Origin of the sequence: Streptomyces otsuchiensis, from assembly GCF_004305975.1 — a bacterium.
In the GTDB taxonomy this organism is placed as follows: Bacteria; Actinomycetota; Actinomycetes; order Streptomycetales; family Streptomycetaceae; genus Streptomyces; species Streptomyces otsuchiensis.
In genome coordinates, this window is sequence record NZ_BHZI01000086.1 from 1 (window position 1) to 20,326 (window position 20,326).

Here is a 20,326-nt window from a genome sequence, read left to right on the forward strand (position 1 = left end):
CTGTCGCGGGCGGCGGCCGGGGTGGCCGGGCCGCGGGCGTGAAACGGGCGCCTGGCGGGCCGTTCCGGATCAGCGGACGGCGTCGGCGGTGCGGGCCCGCTCCCCGGTGGTGATGCCGCACTCCTCGGCGGCCTTCAGGAACGCGGTCGCGGCGAAGTCGATGTCGGCGGCGGTGTGGCGCGCCGTGATGGCGATGCGCAGTCGTGCCAGGTCACGGGGGACCGCGGGGGTGACGACCGGCAGTCCGATGACACCCAGCCGGCGGGCGGTCGTCGCCAGGTCGTAGGCCGCTTCGTCACTTCCGGCGATCAGCGGAACCACGGCGGTCTCGCTGTCCCCCGTCCCTATTCCGCCCGCCCGCACCAACGCGGCGAAACGGGCGGACTCCCGCTGGATGTGGGCGACACGTTCCGGTTCGCGCCGCAGAATTCGCAGCGATTCCAGCGCGGCCCCGCACTGCGCGGGCGCCAGCGCGGCGGAGAAGAGAAATGGGCGGGCCGCGTACCGCAGGTGAGTGATGAGCTCCCTCGTCCCCGCGACCCAGCCGCCCATCGACGGCACTGCCTTGGAAAGCGTGCCGAGCTTGACGTCGACCCGGACCCGCCCTTCGAAGTGTTCCTCGATGCCGCGGCCGGTGGCGCCGATGACGCCGAGGGCGTGCGCCTCGTCCACCATCAGCAGCGCGTCGTGGGCGTCGCAGATCTCCCGCAGCCGCGGCAGCGGGGCCACGTCGCCGTCCATGGAGTAGACGCTGTCCACGATCACCAGCCGCACGCCGTCGCCCGTGGCGGCGGCCAGCCTGCGGTCCAGGTGCTCGGCGTCGTTGTGCCGGAAGCGGACGACGGTCGCGCCGCTGAGCCGGCAGCCGTCGACGATCGAGGCGTGCGCGTACTTGTCGACGAGCACGGTGTCACCGGGGCCGACCAGTGCGCCGATGGTCCCGACGTTGGCCGCGTAACCCGAGCCGAAGACGATCGCCGCCTCCCGTTCCGCGATCGAGGCGACCTCCGACTCCAGCTCCTCGTGGAGCGGGATGGAGCCCGCCAGCGCCCGGACGCCGTGGTTCCCGGTGCCGTAGTGGGCGGCCGCCGACTGCGCCGCCGCGACCACGCGTTCGTCGCCCGCCAGCCCGAGGTAGCTGTAGCCCGACATGAGCAGCAGCCGCTCGCCGTCCAGGTCCGCGTAGGCCGAGTCGCGTTCCACGGTGTAGGGCACGAAGCTGTTGCGGCGGTCCGGCGCCCACTCCAGGGACCGTACGCGGTCCGCGGTGGCCGCCAGCTTGGGCGCGAGGCGGTCCCATCCCTTCGTAGCCATCACATACGTCCCCTCTAATGGCGGTTGCAATTACCGCTCTGTGCGGTTCCCGCTGTTCTGGGAGGTAATTAAATGGAGGGGGCGCAAGTGGGGCGCAACACGGCGGCAAGGCGTACATCAAATGTCCCGCACGGGCCACGGCGCCTGACAGAACGTTAATTTGCAAGGCATGTGCGCACGCACAGTTGTATTGGTTGACACTTTGCAGAGAGTAGGCAAGTATGCGGATCCTGACGGGGGACCGCGCACGGATGACCACGAATCGTGACCGCCGCGCCGCCACGCACGCCCCCGATGTGTCCGTCACCTTTGCCGGCGGGTTACCGCCCGGCGTCTGGCCATGAACCCAGGAGGGTGCTCCGTGCTCATCAGACTCGCCGGTCCCGTGTCCATAGAGGGCGACGGGGCGCCTCCCCGGCCCCTGTCCAGCGCCCAGACACAGATCGCGTTCGCCCGGCTGACTCTGGAGCGCGGCAGCGGTACCAGCCGTCACCAGCTCGCCGACACCATCTGGCCGGACGGCCTCCCCGACACCTGGGCCTCGGCGCTGCGCTCGGTGGTCAGCCGGGTCCGCACCTTCCTCACCCCGGTCGGGCGCGGTCCGGACGGCAGCCCGCTGGTGGCCCAGGGCGGGCGGTACCAGCTCTACCTCCCCGAGGCCACCTCCGTCGACGTCGAGGTCGCGGAGAGCGCCGCCGTGCGCGCGGCCTCCGCCTACGCGGAGGGCGCGCACGCCACCGCGCAGCGCCTGGCCACCTCCGCGGTCTCCCTGCTGCGGGGGTCCTTCCTCTCCGCCCACGAGGGGGACTGGGTCCGCTCGGTGCGCGAGTACCTGGACGAGCTGCACCTGTCCGCGCTGGAGACCGCCAGCCTCTCCTCCTCCGCCCTCCGCGACGAGCACCACGCCCTGCGCTACGCCGAGGAGGCGGTACGCCGGGCCCCGTTCCGGGAGAGCGCCTACCGCTGCCAGATGACCGCCCACCGGCTGGCCGGGAACCGGGCCGAGGCGCTGCGCACCTACCAGCGGCTGCGTGAGGTCCTCGCCGAGGAACTGGGGATCGACCCGGGACCGGAGAGCGAGGCCGCCTACCTGGAGTTGCTGCGGTCGCGCCAGCCCCGGCGCGCGCCGGCCCAGCGTGTCGCCTCCGCCCTGGACCCGCGGCTGATGGGCGTCTTCGAGCCACCGCGCGCCGTGCCCCCGAGCCCGCCGCACGCGGCGCTGGGCGGTGGTGGGGCGACGGCGCCGCCGGAGACGCCGCAAGCGCACCGGCAGCGGTACGTCGCCTGATCCCGCGTTCTGCCGCTCGTTCGGCTCGTTCCCGCTCGTTCCCCTGTTCTCCGTGACCCCCGGCCCTCCCCGCGTGCTCCGCACGGCCGCCCGGCACAGCGTCAGGGCCGGTGCCCACCGCCAAGCGGCGGGCACCGGCCCTGACTTCGTGTGCTGCCCCGGGCCGCACACGCGCGGGTTCAGGTCACCGAGACCCCGCTGTCGATGCTGAGGACCTGGCCCGTCATGCAGTCCTGGTCGAGGAAGAGGGACATCGCCCGTGCGACCTCCTCGACCGTGACGAACCGTGGCACCGGGGCCTTGCCGGCCATGTCGTCCATGATGCGCTCCGGCAGTTCCCGGGTCATCCCGGTGATCATGAATCCGGGGGAGAGGGCGTTGACGGTGACACCGCGCCGGCCGCACTCCGCGGCCAGCGTGCGCGTCATGCCGATCACTCCCGCCTTGGAGGCCGAGTAGGCGGTCTGCCCCGCCGTCGCGATGATCCCGGAGGGCGAGACGATGTTCACCACGCGCCCCCAGCGACGCCGCAGCATCCCCGGCAGCGCCACCCGGGTGGTGTGGAACGTGCCGAGGAGGTTGGTGCGGATCACCTCCTCCCAGTCCGCCGGCGACTGCATCGCCATCACCTGGTCCTTGCGGACCGCGCCGTTGTTGACGACCACGTCGATCGGCCCCAGCTCCCGCTCGACATGCGCGTTCAGCGCCTGCGCCTCGCTCCAGGAACCCATGTCACCGCCGACCACGGTGTGGTCGTGGGTGAGCTTGGCGGCGACCGCGTGGGCCGCCTCGGCCGAGCTGCGGTAGTGCACCGCTACCCGGCAGCCGAGGGCGTCCAGTTCGAGGGCCAGCGCCTGACCGAGGCCACCGGACGCACCGGTCACCAGGGCGACCGGGCTCGCGGGCCTGCTGCCCGCCGCGGCCCGGCTCACGCCGCACCTCCCCAGCGCAGCAGCATCGAGCCCCAGGTCATGCCGGCGCCGAAGCCCGCCAGCAGCACCAGGTCGCCCTGGGAGATCCGGCCGGAGTCCAGGGCCTCCGCCAGGGCGATGGGGATCGACGCCGAGGCGGTGTTGCCGTACCGCTCCAGGTTGGTCACCAGCGACTCCGGCCGCAGCCCCGTGTGCTGCAGCACCGAGTTGATGATGCGGATGTTCGCCTGGTGCGGCACCACATGGTCCACCTCGGCCGGTTCCACCTTGGCGCCCTCCAGGGTCTCGCGCACCGTGCGGACGGTGTAGCGGACGGCGTTGAGGTAGATCTCGTTGCCCTTGATCTGCGCGAAGTGCAGCCCGTCGCGCACCGTCTGCTCGGTGGTGGGCATCCGGCTGCCGCCGGCGGGGACCCGCAGGGCGCCGGTGCAGGCGCCGTCGGCGCCCAGGTTCCACCCCAGCACCCGGTTCTCCGCGGCCGGCTCCAGCACCACCGCGCCGGCGCCGTCCCCGACCAGGATCGACAGATCCCGGTCCTCGGGGTTGGCGGTCAGCGTGTGCGTGTCGGAACCGATCAGCAGGATCGGGCGCCGGTCCAGGGCGATCAGGCCCATCGCCGAGACCATCCCGTAGACGAACCCGGCACACTCCGAGTTGACGTCCATCGCGCTGCCCGCGATGCCGAGTTCGTGATGGACGAACGCGGACGTCGCGGGAGAGGGCTGCTCCGGGGTGGCGGTGGCGACGACCAGGTGGGCGATGTCGGCTCCGGTCAGCCCCGCCTTCTCCATGGCCCGCCGGCCCGCCTCGACCGCGAGCGAAGCGGTGGTCTGGCCGGGGCCGACCGCGCGCCGCTCGCGGATGCCGCAGCGGCTGACGACCCAGTTCTCGTCCACGCCGAAACGGCGCGCCAGCTCCAGGCTGGTCACCACCTTCTCGGGCAGGGCCGTGCCCCACCCGGTGATGTCGAAACCGCTCACGTGGTCCTCCGTCAGCTCTGGGCGGGCTGCGGCACGAGCGCGAGCAGCTTTCCGTGCACGTGCCGCAGGGTCGTGGTGTCGTCCAGGTCCGCGAACAGCGACTCGTCGGCCGGGATGTCCGGGTACTGGTTCTGGAAGTTGTAGAGCCACTCCATGAGGTCCAGCGAGTCCACATCGGCGATGTGCTGGATCGGCGCGTCAGGGGCCACCTGGGTGGCACCCGACACCGCCTCCAACTGCTGGGCCAGTTCCTCGACGGTGGGGAGCGTCATCGGCTCGGTCCTCTCTCGCGTGGGTTCGCTGCGTGTGCGCACCGGGTCCCCGCATGGAAGCCGCAGCCCCGCAATCCGGCCGCAACAACCGTGCCCGGCAGAGGTGTTGCGCATCTCTTGCGAGGCAGCGGCTTATCTCTGAGGGCAGAGAGCACCGCCGGCCGGCGCCACCGCGCGGCCGAACCGAAAGCTGGAACGGCACAGAGAGTGAGGGCGAGGATGTCCACGATTGCCTCCCGACCCGCGGAGCCGGAGGTCGACGCGGTCCGGCACCACTACGAGGTCGGCAACGAGTTCTACCGGCTCATCCTCGGGGCCAGCATGATGTACAGCGGCGGCTACTGGGAGCCGGGCGAGGAGCTCGTCGGTGCGCTGGACACCGCCCAGGAGCGCAAGCTCGACGCGTTCGTCCGGCACGCCAGGGCCGAGGGCGCCGAGCACATCCTGGACATCGGCTGCGGCTGGGGAACCCTGATGGACCGGGCCACCCGGCTGCACGGCGTCAAGCGTGCCACCGGCCTCACCCTCAGCCGCACCCAGCGCGAGTGGATCGAGGGCCTGCGCAACCCGGCGCTCACCACACGCGTGGAGTCCTGGTCCGAGCACGAGAACCCCGGCGCCTACCAGGCCGCGTTCTGCGTCAACGCGCTGGAGCACTTCGTCTCCTCCAGCCTGCCGCCCCGCGAACGCACCAAGCGCTACCGCTTCTTCTTCCAGCAGGTCCACCGCGCCCTGGCCGAGAACGGCCGGTTCGTGCTGCACACCATGACGGCCGAGGCCCAGCCCATGACCCGGGAGATCCTCGCCGACCTGAAGTTCCTGCAGCGCTCCGAGTTCGAGGGCATGCACATCCCGCACCTGCACGAGCTGGCCGCCGCCGCGGAGGGCCTGTTCGAGTTCGTCGAGGTCGTCAACGAGCGGGAGTCCTTCGCCCGCGCCTGCCGCGCCTGGCTGGAACTGCTGGCCGCGGACCGCCCGCGCGCCGTCGAGCTGGAGAGCGAGGAGGTCGTCGCGCGCTTCGAACGCTACCTCGACATCTTCGCCTACACGCTGGAGGACCGGTTCTTCAACAACTTCCGCGTCGTGCTCGAACGCAAGGGCTGAGGAGAGATTCGATGACCAGCGCCGTTCACCCCACGGCCGGCCCCTCCGACGTCGGCGCCACCCCCACCCCGGGCCGCGACCTGCGGGTCGCCGTCATCGGCAGCGGCTTCTCCGGCCTGGGCACCGCGATCCAGCTGCTGCGCTCCGGCATCGACGACTTCCTCGTCTTCGAACGCGCCGACGAGGTCGGAGGCACCTGGCGGGACAACACCTACCCCGGCTGCGCCTGCGACGTGATGTCGCACCTCTACTCCTTCTCCTTCGCCCGCAACCCGGAGTGGAAGAGCACCTTCGGCAAGCAGGAGGAGCTCCAGGGCTACCTCCGCGACTGCGCCGACCGCTTCGGGGTCCGCCCCCACCTGCGGTTCCGTCACGAACTGACCGAGGCCCGCTGGGACGAGGACACCCGGCGCTGGCAGCTGAGCACCACCGGCGGCGACTACACCGCCCAGGTGCTGGTCACCGGCACCGGCTACCTCAGCGATCCCGCCGTGCCCGACATCCCCGGCCTGGCCGACTTCCAGGGGACCGTCTTCCACTCCTCCCGCTGGAACCACGACCACGACCTCTCCGGACGCCGCGTCGCCGTCATCGGCACCGGCGCCTCCGCCATCCAGTTCGTGCCGGCCATCCAGCCCGAGGTCGGGCAACTCGACCTCTACCAGCGGACCCCGCCGTGGATCGGCCCCAAGAACGACAAGCCGACCAGCGCCCTCCAGACCCGGATGCTGCGGTCCGTCCCCGGCTACCAGCGCTTCCGGCGGAACTTCAACATGTGGGGCCGCGAGATCCTGGCGTTCGTGATGTCCCGGCCCAAGGTCGCCGGGAAGATGCAGAAGATGGCCTCGGACCACCTCACCAAGAGCGTGCCCGACCCGGAACTGCGGGCCCGCCTCACGCCCGACTACGTGATGGCCTGCAAGCGGCTGCTGTTCTCCAACACCTACTACCCGGCGATCCAGCAGCCCAACGTGGACCTCGTCACCGACGGCATCGAGCGGGTCACCGCGACCTCCGTCGTCTCCAGCGACGGCACCGAACGCCCGGTCGACACCATCGTCCTGGGAACCGGCTTCGAGGCGGTCCGCCGCCCGATCGCCTCCCGGGTGATCGGCCCCGGCGGCGTCAGCCTCGACGAGGCCTGGAGCAAGGGCATGGCCGCCCACCGCGGCACCACCGTCGCCGGCTTCCCCAACCTCTTCATGCTGCTCGGCCCGAACACCACACTGGGCCACTCCTCGCAGGTCGTCATGATCGAAGCCCAGATCACCTACGTGCTGGACGCGCTGCGCCGCATGGACGATCGCGGACTCTCCAGCGTCGAGGTCCGGGCCGAGGCCCAGAACGCCTACAACGAAGCCCTCGACAAGCGCCTGGACGGCACCGTCTGGAACGCCGGCAACTGCCGCAGCTGGTACCTGGACGAGCACGGGCGCAACCCCTCCATCTGGCCCACGTACACCTGGCGGTTCCGCCGCGCCACCGCGCGGTTCGACCTCGCCGAGTACCGCCTGGCCACCACCGTCCGCCCGCGCGAGCGGGCCACCGCCGGCCGCTGACACCGCCGGGTTTCCACGGCGCCACCCATCCGGGACCCGCCCGGTCCCCCCGTACACGAGACGGAGTGCCCACATGACCCCCGAGCCCGAGCGCTCATCCGCACTGGCCGCCCCCTCCCGCAGAGCCGTCCTCGGCGGCGTCGCCGCCACCGTGATCGGCTGGAACGTGGCCACCGCCAGCTGGGCCACGGCGGCCGACCAGGCGCAGGGCCGCGTGCGTGACCGCGACATCGCCGCGCTGCCGCACCTCGACGGCACCCTCACCACCTCCGGCAGCGAACTGGACTCCTACGGGCACGACTTCGGCCGGATCGTCACCGGCACCGTGCCGTGGGCCGTCCTCACCCCCGGCTCCACCCGCGACATCGTCGCCATGATCAAGTACGCCCGCACCAACAAGCTCAAGCTGGCCGTCAACGGCAGGTCCGGCACCGAGGGCGACCTGGAGTCCCACTCCAACTACGGCCAGGCCGCCGTCTCCGGTGGCATCTCCGTCGACGCCCGCGGCATGTCCGACATCCTCGCCGTCGGCTCCAAGACCATTCGCGTCCAGGCGGGCGCCACCTGGGCCGAGCTCACCGAGCGGCTGATGGCCGTCGGCAAGACGCTGCCCGCCCTCCCCGACTACCTGCACCTGTCGGTCGGCGGCACCCTCTCCGTCGGCGGCATCGGCACCACCGTGGGCACCGAGGGGCTGATGGCCGACACCGTCGAGTCACTCGTCGTGGTCACCGGCACCGGCGAGACGCTCACCTGCTCCCCGCACCGCCACGCCGACCTCTTCAACACGGCCCTGGCCGGCGGTGGCCAGGTCGGTGTCATCGTCGAGGCCACCATCCGGACGGTGCCGCTGAAGGAGAAGGCCATCATCTTCGGCCTCTACTACCGCGACGCCGCCACCTACATGGCCGACTCCGAGAAGGTCCTCGCGGACCGCCGTTTCCAGATGCACGGCGGCGAGATGGTCCTGGCCGAGGACGGCTCGGGCTGGCGCTACAAGCTGGAGGGCATCGCCCTCTACAAGGGCAACGCCCGGCCGAACCCGCAGACGCTGCTGCGCGGCCTGCGCGACATCCGCTCCGAGGCCCACATCGAGGACTCGACCTACCGCGACTTCGTCTACCGCCTGGACAACTACGAGCCCTACCTCAAGGAAACCGGGCACTGGTACCAGCCGAAGCCCTGGCTGAGCCTGTTCCTGCCGCGCTCCGCCGCCAAGCGCTTCTTCGAGACGGTCGAGCGCGAGGTCGACGCCGACGACCTCGGCGCCGGCTTCGCCCTCGCCTACCCGTACTACACCAAGAACCTCAAGCGGCCGATGGCGGTCCAGCCCCGCGAGAAGATCGGCTACCTCTTCGACCTGCTGCGCTTCCCCCACCCCGGGGCCGACCTCACCGACCACATGATGCGCCAGAACCGCTGGCTGTACGAGCGTGCCGTGGCCGCCGGCGGCAAGCGGTACCTGGTCGGCGCCATCGACATGAGCCCCGCCGACTGGCGCGCGCACTTCGGATCCCAGTGGTCCACCCTCAGCAAGGCCAAGCGCCGCTACGACCCGTCCGGCATCCTCACCCCCGGCCAGGGCTTCTTCGGCTGACCGGGACCCGGTACGGCGCGCTACCGCCGGTGTACCCGCGACCCGGCGGCAGCGCGCTCCCACCCGTCCACCCCGCGACACAGGAGTCCAGTTGAACCGCTACGACCTCATCGACGAAGTGGTGATCGGCGCCCCCGCGGACACCGTCTGGGACGCGCTCATCGCCGAGCTGAGCGGCGGCGCCCGCTGGTGGGTCCCCCACAACACCTTCGCCGTCACCCGCGCCACCCCCGACGTCGTCGGCGGCGAGGTCGCGATCACCGTGCACACCAAGGGAGTCGACAACGGCGGCCCCAAACTGCGGTTCACCGCCCGCACCACCGCGGTCGAACCGGGCCGCCGCCTCGACGTCGAATACGTGCGCGGCGCCTTCAGCGGCCCCACCTCCTTCGTCCTGACCCCGGTGGACGACGGCCGCGCCACCCGCCTGTCCATGCACTTCCAGGGCCGGCCGCAGGGCGTGCTGCGGCTGCTGGCCCGTGTCGTCGACGTCGGCGCCCAGCACTCCGCCGGGACGCTCGCCGCCTTCCGCGCCCTCGACGCCCTGATCGCCGCCGGCCGGCCCGTCCACGACCGGGCCGAGCCCGCCGCACAGGGCGGCGACCTCCTGGACGGAGCCGTCCGGTGACCGCCCCGCCCCGGCCCGCCACCGGCGAGGCCACCGGCACCCTCCTGGCGGCGGGGGAGTGGCGGCTGCGCACCGACGACGGCGCCACCCTCGCCCTCTCGGTCCTCGACCCCCTGCCCGGCTCCCCGCGGGCAACCCCCGGCGCGGAGCCGCCCACCGTCGTCCTCGTCCACGGGTGGGCCGCCGGCCGCCGCGTCTGGGGCGTGGTCGCCGACCGGCTCATCCGCTCCGGCCACCGCGTCGTCAGCTACGACCAACGCGGACACGGCGCCTCCGACACCGGGGACGACGGCGCCCCCGGCATCACCGTCGACCGGCTCGCCGCCGACCTCGCCCAGGTCGTCACCGCGACCGCGACGCCCGGCGCGATCCTCGCCGGCCACTCCGGCGGCGGCTTCGCCGCCCTGCGGCTCGCCTCCGGAACCGACCACACCCCGGCGCGCCAACGCCTCGGCGGCCTGGTGCTGCTGGCCACCGCGGCCCACGACCAGGACACCCCGGACAGCGAAGTGCGCATGATGGGCAGCGCCCACTTCAGCCGCGCGCTGCGCCGCCCCCGGCTCGGACGGACCCTGCTGCGCCAGACCGTCGGAGCGGACGCCGACACCCCGCTGCGCGAGACCAACCGGCAGCTGTTCGCCGCGACCGACCCCGCAGTGCGCGCGGCCTGCTTCCGCTCCTCGCGCGGCATGGACCTGCGCGCGGCCCTGGAGAGGGTCACGCTCCCCGCCCGGGTGCTCGCCGGCGACGCCGACCGCGTCATCGCCCCCGCGCTGGGCCGCGTCCTCGCCCAGTCGCTGCCCGACGCGGAGTGGGACCAACTGCCCGGAGCGGGCCACATGCTGCCGCTGGAGCGGCCGCTGCCGGTGGTCCGCGCCGTCACCGAACTCGCCGCCGGCCGCCGATCCGCCCCGGCGGCCGGCGGCGGGCCCCGAGCGGGCCGCGCACCGTCGTGATCGAACGCCTGCTGCCGGCCGCGGTCCGGTCGGCCGAGGTGTTCGACGACAGCGCCCCCGCGCCGCTCCTCGGCGCCGAACACCAGCTGGTGGCCGGCCGCCACCCGGAGCGCGTACGACAGTTCGCCTCAGCCCGTGCCTGCGCCCGCCGGGCGCAGGCCGGGCTCGGGCTGCCGCCGGCGCCGCTGCTGCGCGGCCCCGGCGGCGCCCCCGCCTGGTCACCGGGAGTGGTCGGCAGCATCACCCACTGCGGCGGCTACCGGGGGGCGGCCGTCGCCCGGTCCACGGCCCTCGCCGCCCTCGGGATCGACGCCGAACCGGCCCTCCCCCTCCCTACCGGGGTACTCGGGCTGGTCGGCACCGACGAGGAGGGCCCGATGATCGCCGACCTCACCGCCACCCGCCCGGACGTCCCCTGGGACCGGCTCCTCTTCAGCGCCAAGGAGGCCGTCTACAAGGCGTGGTACCCGCGCTCCGGCCAGTGGCTGGGATTCTCCCGGGCCACCGTGCGGCTGGACCCGGACGGCGGATTCACCGCCCGCCTCCGTCCCGAACGGCCCGCGCCGGGCGTTCCCCTGCGGTACACCGGGCGCTGGCTCACCGGCCGCGGGCTGCTGCTGACCGCGGTCGCCGTGCCAGCCGTGTCAGCCGTGCCGCCCGCCCGGAGCTGACCGCCCGCCCGGAGCTGAGCCGGCGCGCGGCCGGCCCCGCACCACGCCCCGGCCGGGCAGGGCCGGTCCTGCCGACGGGCCCGGCCCGCACCCCGCTCGCTCAGGAACCGACCCCGCTGGCCAGCACCACCGTGCGCGAGGAGAGATCGGTACGCGGCGTAGGGTCCGGCCGCGTGCCCTTGCGGTACTCCTGGGGGCTCACCCCACGCTCCCGCTTGAACGCCGCGCTCAGCGCGAACGCCCCGCTGTAGCCCACCCGGCGCGCGACATTCGCGACCGTGGTGTCCGGCTCCCGCAGCAGGTCGGCGGCGAGCGTCAGCCGCCACCCCATCAGGTACGACATCGGCGGCTCGCCCACCAACTGCGTGAAGTGCCGCGCCAGCCCGGCGCGGGAGACCCCGACCGAGTCCGCGAGGGACGCCACCGTCCACGGCGTGCTCGGCTTCTCGTGGATCAGCCGCAGCGCGGGACCCACCACCGGGTCGCTCTGCGCCAGGAACCACCGCGGCGCGCCCGACTCCGGGTCCGCCAGCCAGGTGCGCAGGACGTTGATCAGCAGCAGGTCCAGCAGCCGGTCGAGAACGATCTCCTGCCCTATCTCGTCCTTGCCGATCTCGTCGGCCAGCACCCCCACCAGGGGGTTGGGGCCGGCGGTGGCGGGCCGCACCAGCAGCGCCGGGAGCGTCGCCAGCAGACGCCGGCCGATCTCGCTGGGCGCCTGGTAGGTCCCGCTGAGCATCACGGTGGAGCCGGTCCGGCTGTCCTCGCCCCAGGTGCGCACGCCCAGCGCCATGCGCTCGGTGACGTCCTCGCCCTCGCTGGTGCTGCACCGCTGCTCCGGGCCCACCGTGATCTGGGCGGGTGTCTGCGGGGTGTCGGCGAGCGTGTAGGCGTCCGGGCCGCGCAGCACCGCGACATCGCCGGGGCGCAGCAGCACCTGGCGGCCGCTGTCGGGCAGGATCCAGGCGTCACCGTGGAGCATCGTCACCACCGACAGCGGTGCCCGGTCCTCGATGCGGAGGCCCCACGGCGGGTTGAACACCGACTTCAACAGGAAGGCGCCCCGCGCCTTCGGGCTCTCCAACAGGCCGGTCAGTGTGTCCACCGTCGTCACCTCACCCAATCGTCCGGTTCTGTCCTGCCCCGGTGGGCACGCGACAGATGTGCCGCGTGCCCGATCTCCCCACACCGCCACGTCCGCACACATCCTCGCGTGCGCCGGTGCGTTCCGGTTCCGATACGCGCCGTCCGCGCGGGGTGGCGGTCCGGCGCGCGGCATTGGACCGCCACGCGCCCGGGTGTCGCCTCCTCCGGGGGAAAGGAGCGCACCACGGGCGCGTGGCGGGGTCGGTGGGCCCGGCTCTCACACCGGGGACGCGGCTCGCCGCCGCGAGACGGCCACCCGGCCGAGCGCCACGAACGCGGCCAGACAGCTGGCCGTGCGCGCCGCGTTCGCCAGCCGCCAGGGCCGCTCGTAACCGCGGCGGGCGGCGCCGGCGTCGGCCGTACCGGCCTGCGCCAGCCGGCGGTTGAGCGGCAGGTTGACCAGCACCGTCAGCACCACGGACGCGCCGTACCAGAGGGCGGCGCTCCGGGCACGCCGGGCGGCCTCGACGGCGTCCTCGCGGCGCAGCGCCGCGGCGGAGACACCCGTCGCCAGGAACACGCCGAGGAAGAGCGCGCCGAAGGCGGCGTCGTCGTCCAGCGCGTCGTTCACCCGGCGCATGGTGGTGACGAACTCCTCGTCCTCACGGGCGGCCAGCGCGGGCATCACCGCGACGTCGAACGCCAGGTAGAGGCCGGCCATCAGCCCGGTTCCCACGGTGGCCGCCAGCAGCGAGGGTCCGGCCGCCGGGTGCGGCACCGCGCGGGTGCCCGAGGTGGCGGAGGCCGCGTAGCCGGCGGCGCGGGCGAGGGAGATGCGGGTGGGGGAGGTGCTGTTCATGAGGGTCCTCTGACGATGGGGGTGACGGGCTGCGGGAGGGACGGGGTCACAGCGGCCGGACGATGCCGTCGACCAGCCGCCGGTAGCGGCGTCTGAGCAGGGTCCGGCCCAGCGCGCGCACCGGCACCGGCATCGCGCCGACATCGCGCGCGCCCCACTGGTCGGCGTCGTCCAGCAGCCACGGCGGCAGGAAGCGTTTGACGCGCAGCGGCGCGGCCGCCAGCACCCGGCGCTCGATCCGCACGAAGACGTCCGCCGGGACCTGGGCGAAGGCGGGGAAGGAGATCAGCTCCTCCGCGCGCAGGTGCTCGGTCAGGACATCGTCGAAGTACGGTGCGGCGTGGGCCAGGGCGTCCGCCGCGCCCCCCTCGAGCGCGGCCGACACCTCGCCCATCGCGTGGTCCAGTTCGACGTGGTCCTGCACCATGCGGTGCGAGGACGCCGCGAAGCTCGGCAGGTGGGAGATCATGCCGGGCCACAGGATCTCGTCCTCGGTGCGGTGGTGCCAGTCGATGACGGCCCGCAACTCGCTCCACCACCGTGCCGCGGCGTCGTACCCGGCCGGCGTCAGCAGGGGGGCCGCGGCGACCAGGCGCCGGGAGTCCCGCCGCATGGCGATATGCGTCAGGGCGAAGCCATGGAAGTGGCGGGGCAGCGGTTTGAGGCCGTTCTCGCTGTTCAGCGGCGTGTCCATCCCAGACCCGTCTCGTTGTGCCCGGCGCCGGGCGCACCGGGACAGAGCCTCTCGCGTGTAGCGCCCGGCCCCCCGCGAACCGGGCCGGTCCGTCCGGCGGCCACCGGGCGCCCGGGGGACGTGTGTCCTTCCGGTACGCCCGGCCGCCGGTGGATTCACCGGTCAGACGTTCCACACGCCGGTGGCGGCGGCCTCGCGGGCGAAGTCGGCGAAGTCGCGCGGCTTGCGGCCCAGCGCCTCCTCGACCCCGTGCACCAGGCTGGCGTTGCGGCCGTCGAGGATCAGCGTGAACAGGTCGGCGAACTCCTCCGGCTCACCCAGCTCCCGCAGCGCGGAACGGTAGTCGTCCACGCTCACCGGGATGTAGGTGATCTGGCGGCCGGTGGCCTTGGACAGCTCGGCCGCCACCTCGTGGAAGCTGAGCAGCCGCGGACCGGAAAGCTCGTAGGTCTTCCCGACGTGCCGGTCGTCGGTGAGCGCGGCCACCGCGACATCGGCGATGTCGTCGGCGTCGATGAAGGGCTCGACGGCGTCGGCGGTCGGCAGGGCCAGCTCGCCGGAGCGCACCGGGTCCAGGAAGAAGCTCTCGTTGAAGTTCTGGTTGAACCAGTTGGCGCGGATCACGGTCCAGTCGGCACCGGACGCCTTCAGGGCGTCCTCGCTGATGACGGCGCCCTCCTCGCCGCGGCCGGAGAGCAGGACCAGCCGGCGGGTGCCGCGGGCGACGGCGAAGGCTGCGAACTCGCCGATGGCCTCGGCCGCGCCCGGGAAGGACAGGTCGGGGTAGTAGGTGACGTAGACGGCGCGGGAGTCGCCCAGCGCGGCCTCCCAGGTGCTGCTGTCCTCCCAGACGAACGGCGCCTCGGCCGAGCGGGAGCCGACGCGGACCTGGTGGCCCAGCGCGGAGAGACGTTCGACGACGCGCCGCCCGGTCTTGCCGGTGCCGCCGATGACGAAGATGGGGTTCTCAGTGGTGTTGGTCATGACTCCAGTGAAGCGCCGTCAGGCTGGACGCGACATAGTTCTCAGACTCAGATGCATACGTCTGCGTCTCACCCCTGTCCCTCGTGTGTAGGCACACGGTCACCCTCTGGCGCCGTTCCGCTTCGTGTGCCAGCCCACTGCCGCCCCGTCCCGGGGCCTGCGGGCCGCCGTGCGAGGGGGCGGCACGGCCGGTGTGTGCCAACCCGGGGGCGCTCCTGTGGGCCGCCCGGGCGGTCAGCTCCCCAGTCCGCCACAGACGTTGATCGCCTGCCCCGTGACCGAGGCCGCCGTCGGCCCGGCGAGGTAGGCGACCATCCCGGCGACCTCCTCCGGGGTGGTGTACCGGGCCAGTGGGATGTGCGCCTCGAACTGCTCCCGCACATAGCTGTCCGTCGTGCCCCAGGCCGCCGCGTACCCCTGCCGTACCCGGGCCGCCATCGGGGTCTCGACATACCCCGGGCACACGGCGTTCACCGTGACGCCGGACGGTGCGAGCTCCTTGCCGAGTGCGCGGGTGAAGCCGACCACGCCGTGCTTGGAGGCGGAGAACGGGGCGCCCATCACCACGCCCTGTTTCCCGGCGGTGGAGGCGATGTTGATCACCCGGCCCCGGCCGCTCTTCAGGAGCCGGCCGGCCCGCAGGACCTCACGGGTCATCAGGAAGACACCGTTGAGATTGGTGTCGATCACGTCGAACCACAGCTCGTCGGTGATCTCCACGGTCGGGCCGCCACCACCCAGCCCCGCGTTGTTCACCAGCACGTCCACGCCGCCGAACCGCTCCACCGCCCGCGCGACGAGCGTGACCACCGAGGCGCGGTCACGGACGTCGACCGTCGCGCCGTCCGCGTCCACGCCCCGGGCCCGTAACTCCTCGACGCACCGCTGGACATCGCGGCCCGTCCTGGCGCACACGAACACCCGGTACCCCCGGTCGCCGAGTTCCCGGGCGATGCTCAGACCGATTCCGCGCGTGGCTCCGGTGACCAGAGCCACCGCGCCCGTCACCTCGCGCCCCGGATCGGACGCGTCACAAGCTGGTGGACCGCCACAGCCACAACTACCCCCTCACGGGCTCGGCGACGCCGGGGAGGCCGAGCGGTGGGAAGACAACGGTCGGACACTTCACCACATTGGGCGAAACCATCGCCCTCGTCCAGTCTTTCGGTCATGAACGCCGATGTTCCGGAACCGGGGAGGAACCGGAAAGGAACCCGGAGTGAACCCGGAACGTAGTCGCCGTTCCCCCGCTGTCACCGCCCCGCCGGGACCCCGACGGGCACGAGCCCCGCCGGACCGCCGCGCTCCGGCCCTCAGAGCGCCGCGGCGGTGACCAGTGCGAACGCCGCGATGGCGAGCAGCGTGCGCAGCGCGTGCAGCGCCGTCCACCGGCCCTCGAAGGCCGCACGCGCGGCCCGCTCGTCACCGCGCCCCTCGCTCGCCGCCAGGACGTTGTTCAGCGGGACGTTCCCGCCGATCGTCACCAGATGACCCAGCACCGAACAGGCCAGCCCGGCCAGCAGCAGCGTCCCCTGGGTGTCGGTGCGGTCGTCCACCGGCACCAGCCACGACGCCAGGGGGAAGGCGACGGCGCCGAGAAAGATCAGCAGGAAGACCGGGCCGGGAACCTTCTCGTTGAACCGGCGCATCGCGGTGGCGAACTGCTCGTCGCTCACACGGCGCAGGCCCGGCATGACCCCGGACATGAAGGAGAGGAAGTAGCCCGCGAACAGGCCTGTGGACACGACAGCGAAGGCGAGGAGAGCTGTGGGCACCGCACCATGATGCAGCGTCACGCGCCGTCGCACGACGGAGTGGGGAAGCGGGCGCCCGGAAGGCCCGATCATGGCGTGAACGATTCGCCCGGGGTGATGGATCCCGCCACTGCCGGTGCTCGGGGGCTCACGGATCAGGCCCCGGAGTGCCCGTCGGAGTCCGGTCGTGGCGCCCGTGTGCCGGGCGCGGTCCGCCGGCAGACGGCCTACTCGCGGGCGCGGCTCGGCTGCACCCGTTTCGGCTCACCCGCCATCTTCGGATGTTCCGGCGGGTACGGCAGGTCACCGAGCCCGTGGTCCCGCTCGTCGCGGTCGGCCTGCTCCAGCACCGCCTCCAGACGGCCCGCGTGGTCCTCCATCCCCGCGTGCACATCACCCACCTCCGCGTACCGCGCGCGCATCGTCATGATGTCGAAGTCCTGCGGCGCGACCTGAGGCAGCTCCTCCCACCGCAGCGGCGCGGACACCGGCGCGTTCGGGCGGGGACGAACGGAGTAGGCGCTGGCCATCGTGCGGTCGCGGGCTGTCTGGTTGAAGTCCACGAAGATCCGCTCGCCGCGCTCCTCCTTCCACCACGACGTGGTGACCCGGTCCGGCGCGCGCCGCTCCAGCTCCCTGCCGATGGTGATCACCGCGCGACGCACCTCCACGAACGTCCACTCGGCGGCGACAGGCACGAAGACGTGCACACCCCGGCCGCCGGAGGTCTTTGGCCAGCCCCGCAGACCGAACCCGTCCAGCACCTCGCGCAGCTCACCGGCGGCGCGCACCGCCTCCGCGAAGCCCGTCCCGGGCTGCGGGTCGAGGTCGATCCGCAGCTCGTCCGGCAGGTCCGGCTCACCGCGGCGCACCGGCCAGGGATGGAAGGTCAGGGTGCCCAGATTGGCGGCCCACAGCACCGCCGCCGGGCTGTCCGGGCTGATCTCGTCCGCCGGCCGCCCACTGGGGAAGGTGATGCGGCCGGTGGGAATCCACTCCGGGAGGTTGCGCGGCGCGCGCTTCTGGTAGAACGACTCACCGTCCACGCCGTCGGGGAACCGCTCCAGCGTCGTCGGCCGCTCGTGCAGGGCCCGGGCGACTCCGCCGGCGACGGCCAGGTAGTACTCGGCGACGTCCAGCTTGGTCCAGCCCGTCCGGGGGAAGTACACCTTCTCCGGGCTGGTCACCCGCACCGTCCGGCCACCGGCCGTCAGCTCCACCGGGTCTCCGTAGCGCGCCATGGACTCACGCTAAGCGCGGCGGGCGCCGGTCGCCTCCCGGGCCGGTCAGGAGACGCCGGGGCCACCGGCCCGGTGCCGCCGGTCGGCGCCACCGGGCGCGCCGGGTCACAGTCGGCGCACTCGCCGCATGTGGCAGAGCCGCCGGGAGGCGGGAGGCCACGCCCCGGCGCACAATCGGCCGGTATGGACCTACCGGTGACGCCACCCCTGCTGCCGATGCTCGCGCGCGCCGCGGAGCGGATCCCCCCGGGGATGAGCTACGAGGCCAAGTGGGACGGCTACCGCGCCGTGGTCTTCCGCGACGGGGAGCGGACCGAGATCGGCAGCCGCTCCGGAAAGTCCCTCGCCCGCTACTTCCCCGAGCTGCTGCCGGGCCTGCGCAGGCGGCTGCCCGACCGGTGCGTCGTCGACGGCGAGATCATCATCGTGCGCGACGGCCGCCTCGACTTCGACGCCCTCCAGGAACGCATCCACCCCGCCGATTCCCGGGTGCGCAAGCTCGCCGAGGAGATCCCCGCCTCCTACGTCGCCTTCGACATGCTGGCCGTGGGCAGCCACTCCATGCTGGCGACGCCGTTCCGGGAACGCCGGATGGTCCTGGAGGAGGCGCTGCACCACACGGGACCACCCGTCCACCTCGCGCCCGCCACCCAGGACCACGACCTCGCGCTCCGCTGGTTCGACGAGTTCGAGGGAGCCGGGCTCGACGGCATCGTCGCCAAGCGGCTCGACGGCCCCTACCGGCCCGGCGAGCGGTCCATGATCAAGATCAAGCACGAGCGGACCGCCGACTGCGTCGTCGCCGGACTGCGCACCCACAAGAGCGGACCGGTCGTCGGCTCGCTGCTCCTCGGCCTCTACGACGAGCGCGGCCGGCTTCAGCAGGTCGGGGCGTGCGGCGCCTTCCCGATGCGGCGCCGCGCGGAGCTGATGGAGGAACTCGCCCCGCTGCGGATGGACGGCCTGCCGGAGGACCACTCCCACCCCTGGGACGACTGGCGCAACGCCGAGGCGCACGCCGGCGACCGGATGCCCGGCAGCCCCAACCGCTGGAACGGCCAGAAGGACCCCTCCTGGATTCCGCTGCGACCCGAACGGGTCTGCGAGGTCGCGTACGACCACCTCCAGGGCGACCGCTTCCGCCACACCGCGCAGTTCCGCCGCTGGCGGCCGGACCGCGAACCGGACAGTTGCACCTACGCCCAGCTGGAGCAGCCGGCGACGTTCGACCTCTCCACCCTCCTCGGCTGACGCCGGGTGTGTGCTCGCGGTCGCCGCGCTGAGCCGAGCCGTCCCACCCTGCCGTCGCCGGTACCGCTGGGCGCCCTCCGCTCTCCTCTCCCGCGGCTACCCGCTCCGCACGTAGGGTGACCGCATGACTGACGCCGCCGAAAGTGCCCCGGACGAACTCGACCGACTGGACGCCGGCAAGTACGTGCTGGTGACCACCTACCGACGGGACGGGCGCACCGTGCCGACCCCCGTGTGGAAGGTGCGCGACGGCGACGCCCTCGGGGTGTGGACCAACGCCGGCTCCGGCAAGGTCAAGCGCATCCGCAACCGGGGCGACGTCCTCCTCGCGCCGTGCGACGCCCGGGGGAACCCCACCGGCCCCGAGGTCCCCGGCCGTGCGGAGCTGCTCGACACGGAGGGGAACCGCCGCTACCGCGCACTGATCGCCCGCCGCTACCCGGTCGCCGGGCGGCTCGTGCTCCTCGGCAGCCGCCTCCGCTACGGCGTCGACGGCTCGGTAGCCATCCGCGTCACCGTGAACTGACCGGCACGACGACCGGCCCGCTTCCCGCCCCTGGCCTGCGGGCCCTCCACTCCCATGTTGTTCGCGAGCACCGCGTCGAGTGCGGTATTGTTCTCGTGCACGGACAGCCGGGGGAAACACCGGCCGACGAGCACGGGACGTGGCGCAGCTTGGTAGCGCACTTGACTGGGGGTCAAGGGGTCGCAGGTTCAAATCCTGTCGTCCCGACAGAGTAGTAGCAGGTCAGGGCCGGTCTTCCTTCACGGAAGACCGGCCCTGTTGCTTGTGCGTGACTAACTGCGCGACTACTTGTAGGTGCGGGATCAGGAGTCCAGGACAACTCCGCCCGTCTGGCGCTGCTTGTGCCTAAACTGCCCCTAATGAGCTCGTAACACGATCATGGTGTGGCCTTCTTCAGGCGTCTGAAGCAGATGAGTGAGCAGGCTAGGGAGATGAGTGCGTCGTGGACTTCGAGTCGGCGTTCCCATCGGGTTGCGAGGCGTTTGAAGTGGTGTAGGAGGGCGAAGGTCTGCTCGACGACGTAGCGGAGCTTGCCCAGGCCGTGGATGTCTGTCTGGCCTTTGCGGGAGATGACCGGGAGGATGCGGCGTCTTCGCAGTTCGCGGCGGTTGGGGTTGCTGTCGTAGCCCT

The 20,326-nt window shown here is 72.7% G+C and carries 21 protein-coding genes and 1 tRNA gene; 10 read left to right on the plus strand and 12 right to left on the minus strand.

Annotation, left to right across the window (positions count from 1 at the left end; all coding sequences use genetic code 11):
• Positions 1–69: 69 nt before the first annotated feature.
• The gene (locus E0D90_RS10615; protein ID WP_227870125.1) at positions 70–1,314 is read right to left on the minus strand and encodes an aminotransferase class I/II-fold pyridoxal phosphate-dependent enzyme; all 1,245 of its coding nucleotides are present in this window, start codon (positions 1,312–1,314) and stop codon (positions 70–72) included.
• Between the two features lie 361 nt (positions 1,315–1,675).
• On the opposite strand from E0D90_RS10615, the gene E0D90_RS10620 reads away from it, so the two are divergent.
• A complete protein-coding gene (locus tag E0D90_RS10620; protein WP_130797512.1) occupies positions 1,676–2,602 on the plus strand; it encodes an AfsR/SARP family transcriptional regulator in 927 nt (308 codons plus the stop codon).
• A 179-nt stretch (positions 2,603–2,781) separates the two neighbouring features.
• Here E0D90_RS10620 and E0D90_RS10625 read toward each other — a convergent pair whose 3' ends face one another.
• The 3 genes from E0D90_RS10625 to E0D90_RS10635 are packed head-to-tail and all read right to left on the minus strand — an operon-like array spanning position 2,782 to position 4,786.
• Positions 2,782–3,534 (minus strand): SDR family NAD(P)-dependent oxidoreductase, encoded by a 753-nt coding sequence (locus tag E0D90_RS10625; protein WP_130797514.1) that lies wholly within the window; start codon positions 3,532–3,534, stop codon positions 2,782–2,784.
• Positions 3,531–4,514: a 3-oxoacyl-ACP synthase III family protein gene (locus tag E0D90_RS10630; protein ID WP_130797516.1), complete on the minus strand. Its 984-nt coding sequence runs from the start codon at positions 4,512–4,514 to the stop codon at positions 3,531–3,533. The genes E0D90_RS10625 and E0D90_RS10630 overlap by 4 nt, the downstream gene beginning before the upstream one ends.
• 11 nt (positions 4,515–4,525) lie before the next feature.
• A complete protein-coding gene (locus tag E0D90_RS10635) occupies positions 4,526–4,786 on the minus strand; it encodes a hypothetical protein (RefSeq protein WP_103500832.1) in 261 nt (86 codons plus the stop codon).
• 219 nt (positions 4,787–5,005) lie between these two features.
• Between E0D90_RS10635 and E0D90_RS10640 the strand changes: the two genes are divergently transcribed.
• From E0D90_RS10640 to E0D90_RS10665, 6 genes are all read left to right on the plus strand, one after another.
• The gene (locus E0D90_RS10640; RefSeq protein ID WP_130797518.1) at positions 5,006–5,890 is read left to right on the plus strand and encodes a class I SAM-dependent methyltransferase; all 885 of its coding nucleotides are present in this window, start codon (positions 5,006–5,008) and stop codon (positions 5,888–5,890) included.
• Positions 5,891–5,901: 11 nt separating this feature from the next.
• Positions 5,902–7,449 carry a flavin-containing monooxygenase gene (locus E0D90_RS10645; protein WP_130797520.1) on the plus strand — a complete coding sequence of 516 codons (1,548 nt, stop codon included), beginning with the start codon at positions 5,902–5,904 and terminating at the stop codon, positions 7,447–7,449.
• Between the two features lie 73 nt (positions 7,450–7,522).
• A complete protein-coding gene (locus tag E0D90_RS10650) occupies positions 7,523–9,046 on the plus strand; it encodes an FAD-binding protein (RefSeq protein WP_130797521.1) in 1,524 nt (507 codons plus the stop codon).
• Between the two features lie 91 nt (positions 9,047–9,137).
• Positions 9,138–9,674 (plus strand): SRPBCC family protein, encoded by a 537-nt coding sequence (locus tag E0D90_RS27775; protein ID WP_130797523.1) that lies wholly within the window; start codon positions 9,138–9,140, stop codon positions 9,672–9,674.
• Positions 9,671–10,630 (plus strand): alpha/beta fold hydrolase, encoded by a 960-nt coding sequence (locus E0D90_RS10660; protein WP_227870126.1) that lies wholly within the window; start codon positions 9,671–9,673, stop codon positions 10,628–10,630. The genes E0D90_RS27775 and E0D90_RS10660 overlap by 4 nt, the downstream gene beginning before the upstream one ends.
• A gap of 89 nt (positions 10,631–10,719) precedes the next feature.
• Positions 10,720–11,301 (plus strand): 4'-phosphopantetheinyl transferase family protein, encoded by a 582-nt coding sequence (locus tag E0D90_RS10665; protein ID WP_438827388.1) that lies wholly within the window; start codon positions 10,720–10,722, stop codon positions 11,299–11,301.
• Between the two features lie 100 nt (positions 11,302–11,401).
• Here the strand turns inward: E0D90_RS10665 and E0D90_RS10670 are convergent, their stop codons facing one another.
• From E0D90_RS10670 to ligD, 7 genes are all read right to left on the minus strand, one after another.
• Positions 11,402–12,406, minus strand: a complete 1,005-nt coding sequence (locus E0D90_RS10670) for an AraC family transcriptional regulator (RefSeq protein WP_103501507.1) — start codon at positions 12,404–12,406, stop codon at positions 11,402–11,404.
• A 258-nt stretch (positions 12,407–12,664) separates the two neighbouring features.
• On the minus strand, positions 12,665–13,246 hold the full coding sequence (locus E0D90_RS10675; protein WP_130797527.1) for an anthrone oxygenase family protein: 582 nt from the start codon (positions 13,244–13,246) through the stop codon (positions 12,665–12,667).
• Positions 13,247–13,292: 46 nt separating this feature from the next.
• Positions 13,293–13,940: a hemerythrin domain-containing protein gene (locus E0D90_RS10680; RefSeq protein ID WP_103501509.1), complete on the minus strand. Its 648-nt coding sequence runs from the start codon at positions 13,938–13,940 to the stop codon at positions 13,293–13,295.
• Positions 13,941–14,102: 162 nt separating this feature from the next.
• On the minus strand, positions 14,103–14,924 hold the full coding sequence (locus tag E0D90_RS10685; RefSeq protein ID WP_103501510.1) for an NmrA family NAD(P)-binding protein: 822 nt from the start codon (positions 14,922–14,924) through the stop codon (positions 14,103–14,105).
• 234 nt (positions 14,925–15,158) lie between these two features.
• Positions 15,159–15,920 carry a 3-oxoacyl-ACP reductase FabG gene (gene fabG, locus E0D90_RS10690; protein WP_258037001.1) on the minus strand — a complete coding sequence of 254 codons (762 nt, stop codon included), beginning with the start codon at positions 15,918–15,920 and terminating at the stop codon, positions 15,159–15,161.
• A gap of 317 nt (positions 15,921–16,237) precedes the next feature.
• Positions 16,238–16,699 carry an anthrone oxygenase family protein gene (locus E0D90_RS10695; RefSeq protein WP_130797529.1) on the minus strand — a complete coding sequence of 154 codons (462 nt, stop codon included), beginning with the start codon at positions 16,697–16,699 and terminating at the stop codon, positions 16,238–16,240.
• A 206-nt stretch (positions 16,700–16,905) separates the two neighbouring features.
• Entirely contained in the window at positions 16,906–17,919 is a 1,014-nt protein-coding gene (gene ligD, locus E0D90_RS10700; protein WP_103501513.1) for a non-homologous end-joining DNA ligase, read from the minus strand.
• A 183-nt stretch (positions 17,920–18,102) separates the two neighbouring features.
• Here ligD and E0D90_RS10705 point away from each other — a divergent pair, with 183 nt between their 5' ends.
• The 3 genes from E0D90_RS10705 (at position 18,103) to E0D90_RS10715 (ending at position 19,903) form a co-directional block, all read left to right on the plus strand.
• Positions 18,103–19,170: an ATP-dependent DNA ligase gene (locus tag E0D90_RS10705; RefSeq protein WP_130797531.1), complete on the plus strand. Its 1,068-nt coding sequence runs from the start codon at positions 18,103–18,105 to the stop codon at positions 19,168–19,170.
• Positions 19,171–19,294: 124 nt separating this feature from the next.
• Positions 19,295–19,696: a PPOX class F420-dependent oxidoreductase gene (locus E0D90_RS10710; RefSeq protein ID WP_103501515.1), complete on the plus strand. Its 402-nt coding sequence runs from the start codon at positions 19,295–19,297 to the stop codon at positions 19,694–19,696.
• Between the two features lie 133 nt (positions 19,697–19,829).
• Positions 19,830–19,903, plus strand: a tRNA-Pro gene (locus tag E0D90_RS10715).
• A 169-nt stretch (positions 19,904–20,072) separates the two neighbouring features.
• Here the strand turns inward: E0D90_RS10715 and E0D90_RS10720 are convergent.
• Positions 20,073–20,326 (minus strand): transposase (locus tag E0D90_RS10720; protein WP_157996850.1); only part of this gene is annotated, 254 nt, incomplete at its 5' end.

Coding starts and splice junctions, on each gene's coding strand:
- E0D90_RS10615 (WP_227870125.1), bottom strand. CDS start 1,314: ATGGCTACGAAGGGATGGGACCGCCTCGCGCCCAAGCTGGCGGCCACC.
- E0D90_RS10635 (WP_103500832.1), bottom strand. CDS start 4,786: ATGACGCTCCCCACCGTCGAGGAACTGGCCCAGCAGTTGGAGGCGGTG.
- E0D90_RS10640 (WP_130797518.1), top strand. CDS start 5,006: ATGTCCACGATTGCCTCCCGACCCGCGGAGCCGGAGGTCGACGCGGTC.
- E0D90_RS10645 (WP_130797520.1), top strand. CDS start 5,902: ATGACCAGCGCCGTTCACCCCACGGCCGGCCCCTCCGACGTCGGCGCC.
- E0D90_RS10650 (WP_130797521.1), top strand. CDS start 7,523: ATGACCCCCGAGCCCGAGCGCTCATCCGCACTGGCCGCCCCCTCCCGC.
- E0D90_RS10675 (WP_130797527.1), bottom strand. CDS start 13,246: ATGAACAGCACCTCCCCCACCCGCATCTCCCTCGCCCGCGCCGCCGGC.
- E0D90_RS10680 (WP_103501509.1), bottom strand. CDS start 13,940: ATGGACACGCCGCTGAACAGCGAGAACGGCCTCAAACCGCTGCCCCGC.
- E0D90_RS10685 (WP_103501510.1), bottom strand. CDS start 14,924: ATGACCAACACCACTGAGAACCCCATCTTCGTCATCGGCGGCACCGGC.
- ligD (WP_103501513.1), bottom strand. CDS start 17,919: ATGGCGCGCTACGGAGACCCGGTGGAGCTGACGGCCGGTGGCCGGACG.
- E0D90_RS10705 (WP_130797531.1), top strand. CDS start 18,103: ATGGACCTACCGGTGACGCCACCCCTGCTGCCGATGCTCGCGCGCGCC.
- E0D90_RS10710 (WP_103501515.1), top strand. CDS start 19,295: ATGACTGACGCCGCCGAAAGTGCCCCGGACGAACTCGACCGACTGGAC.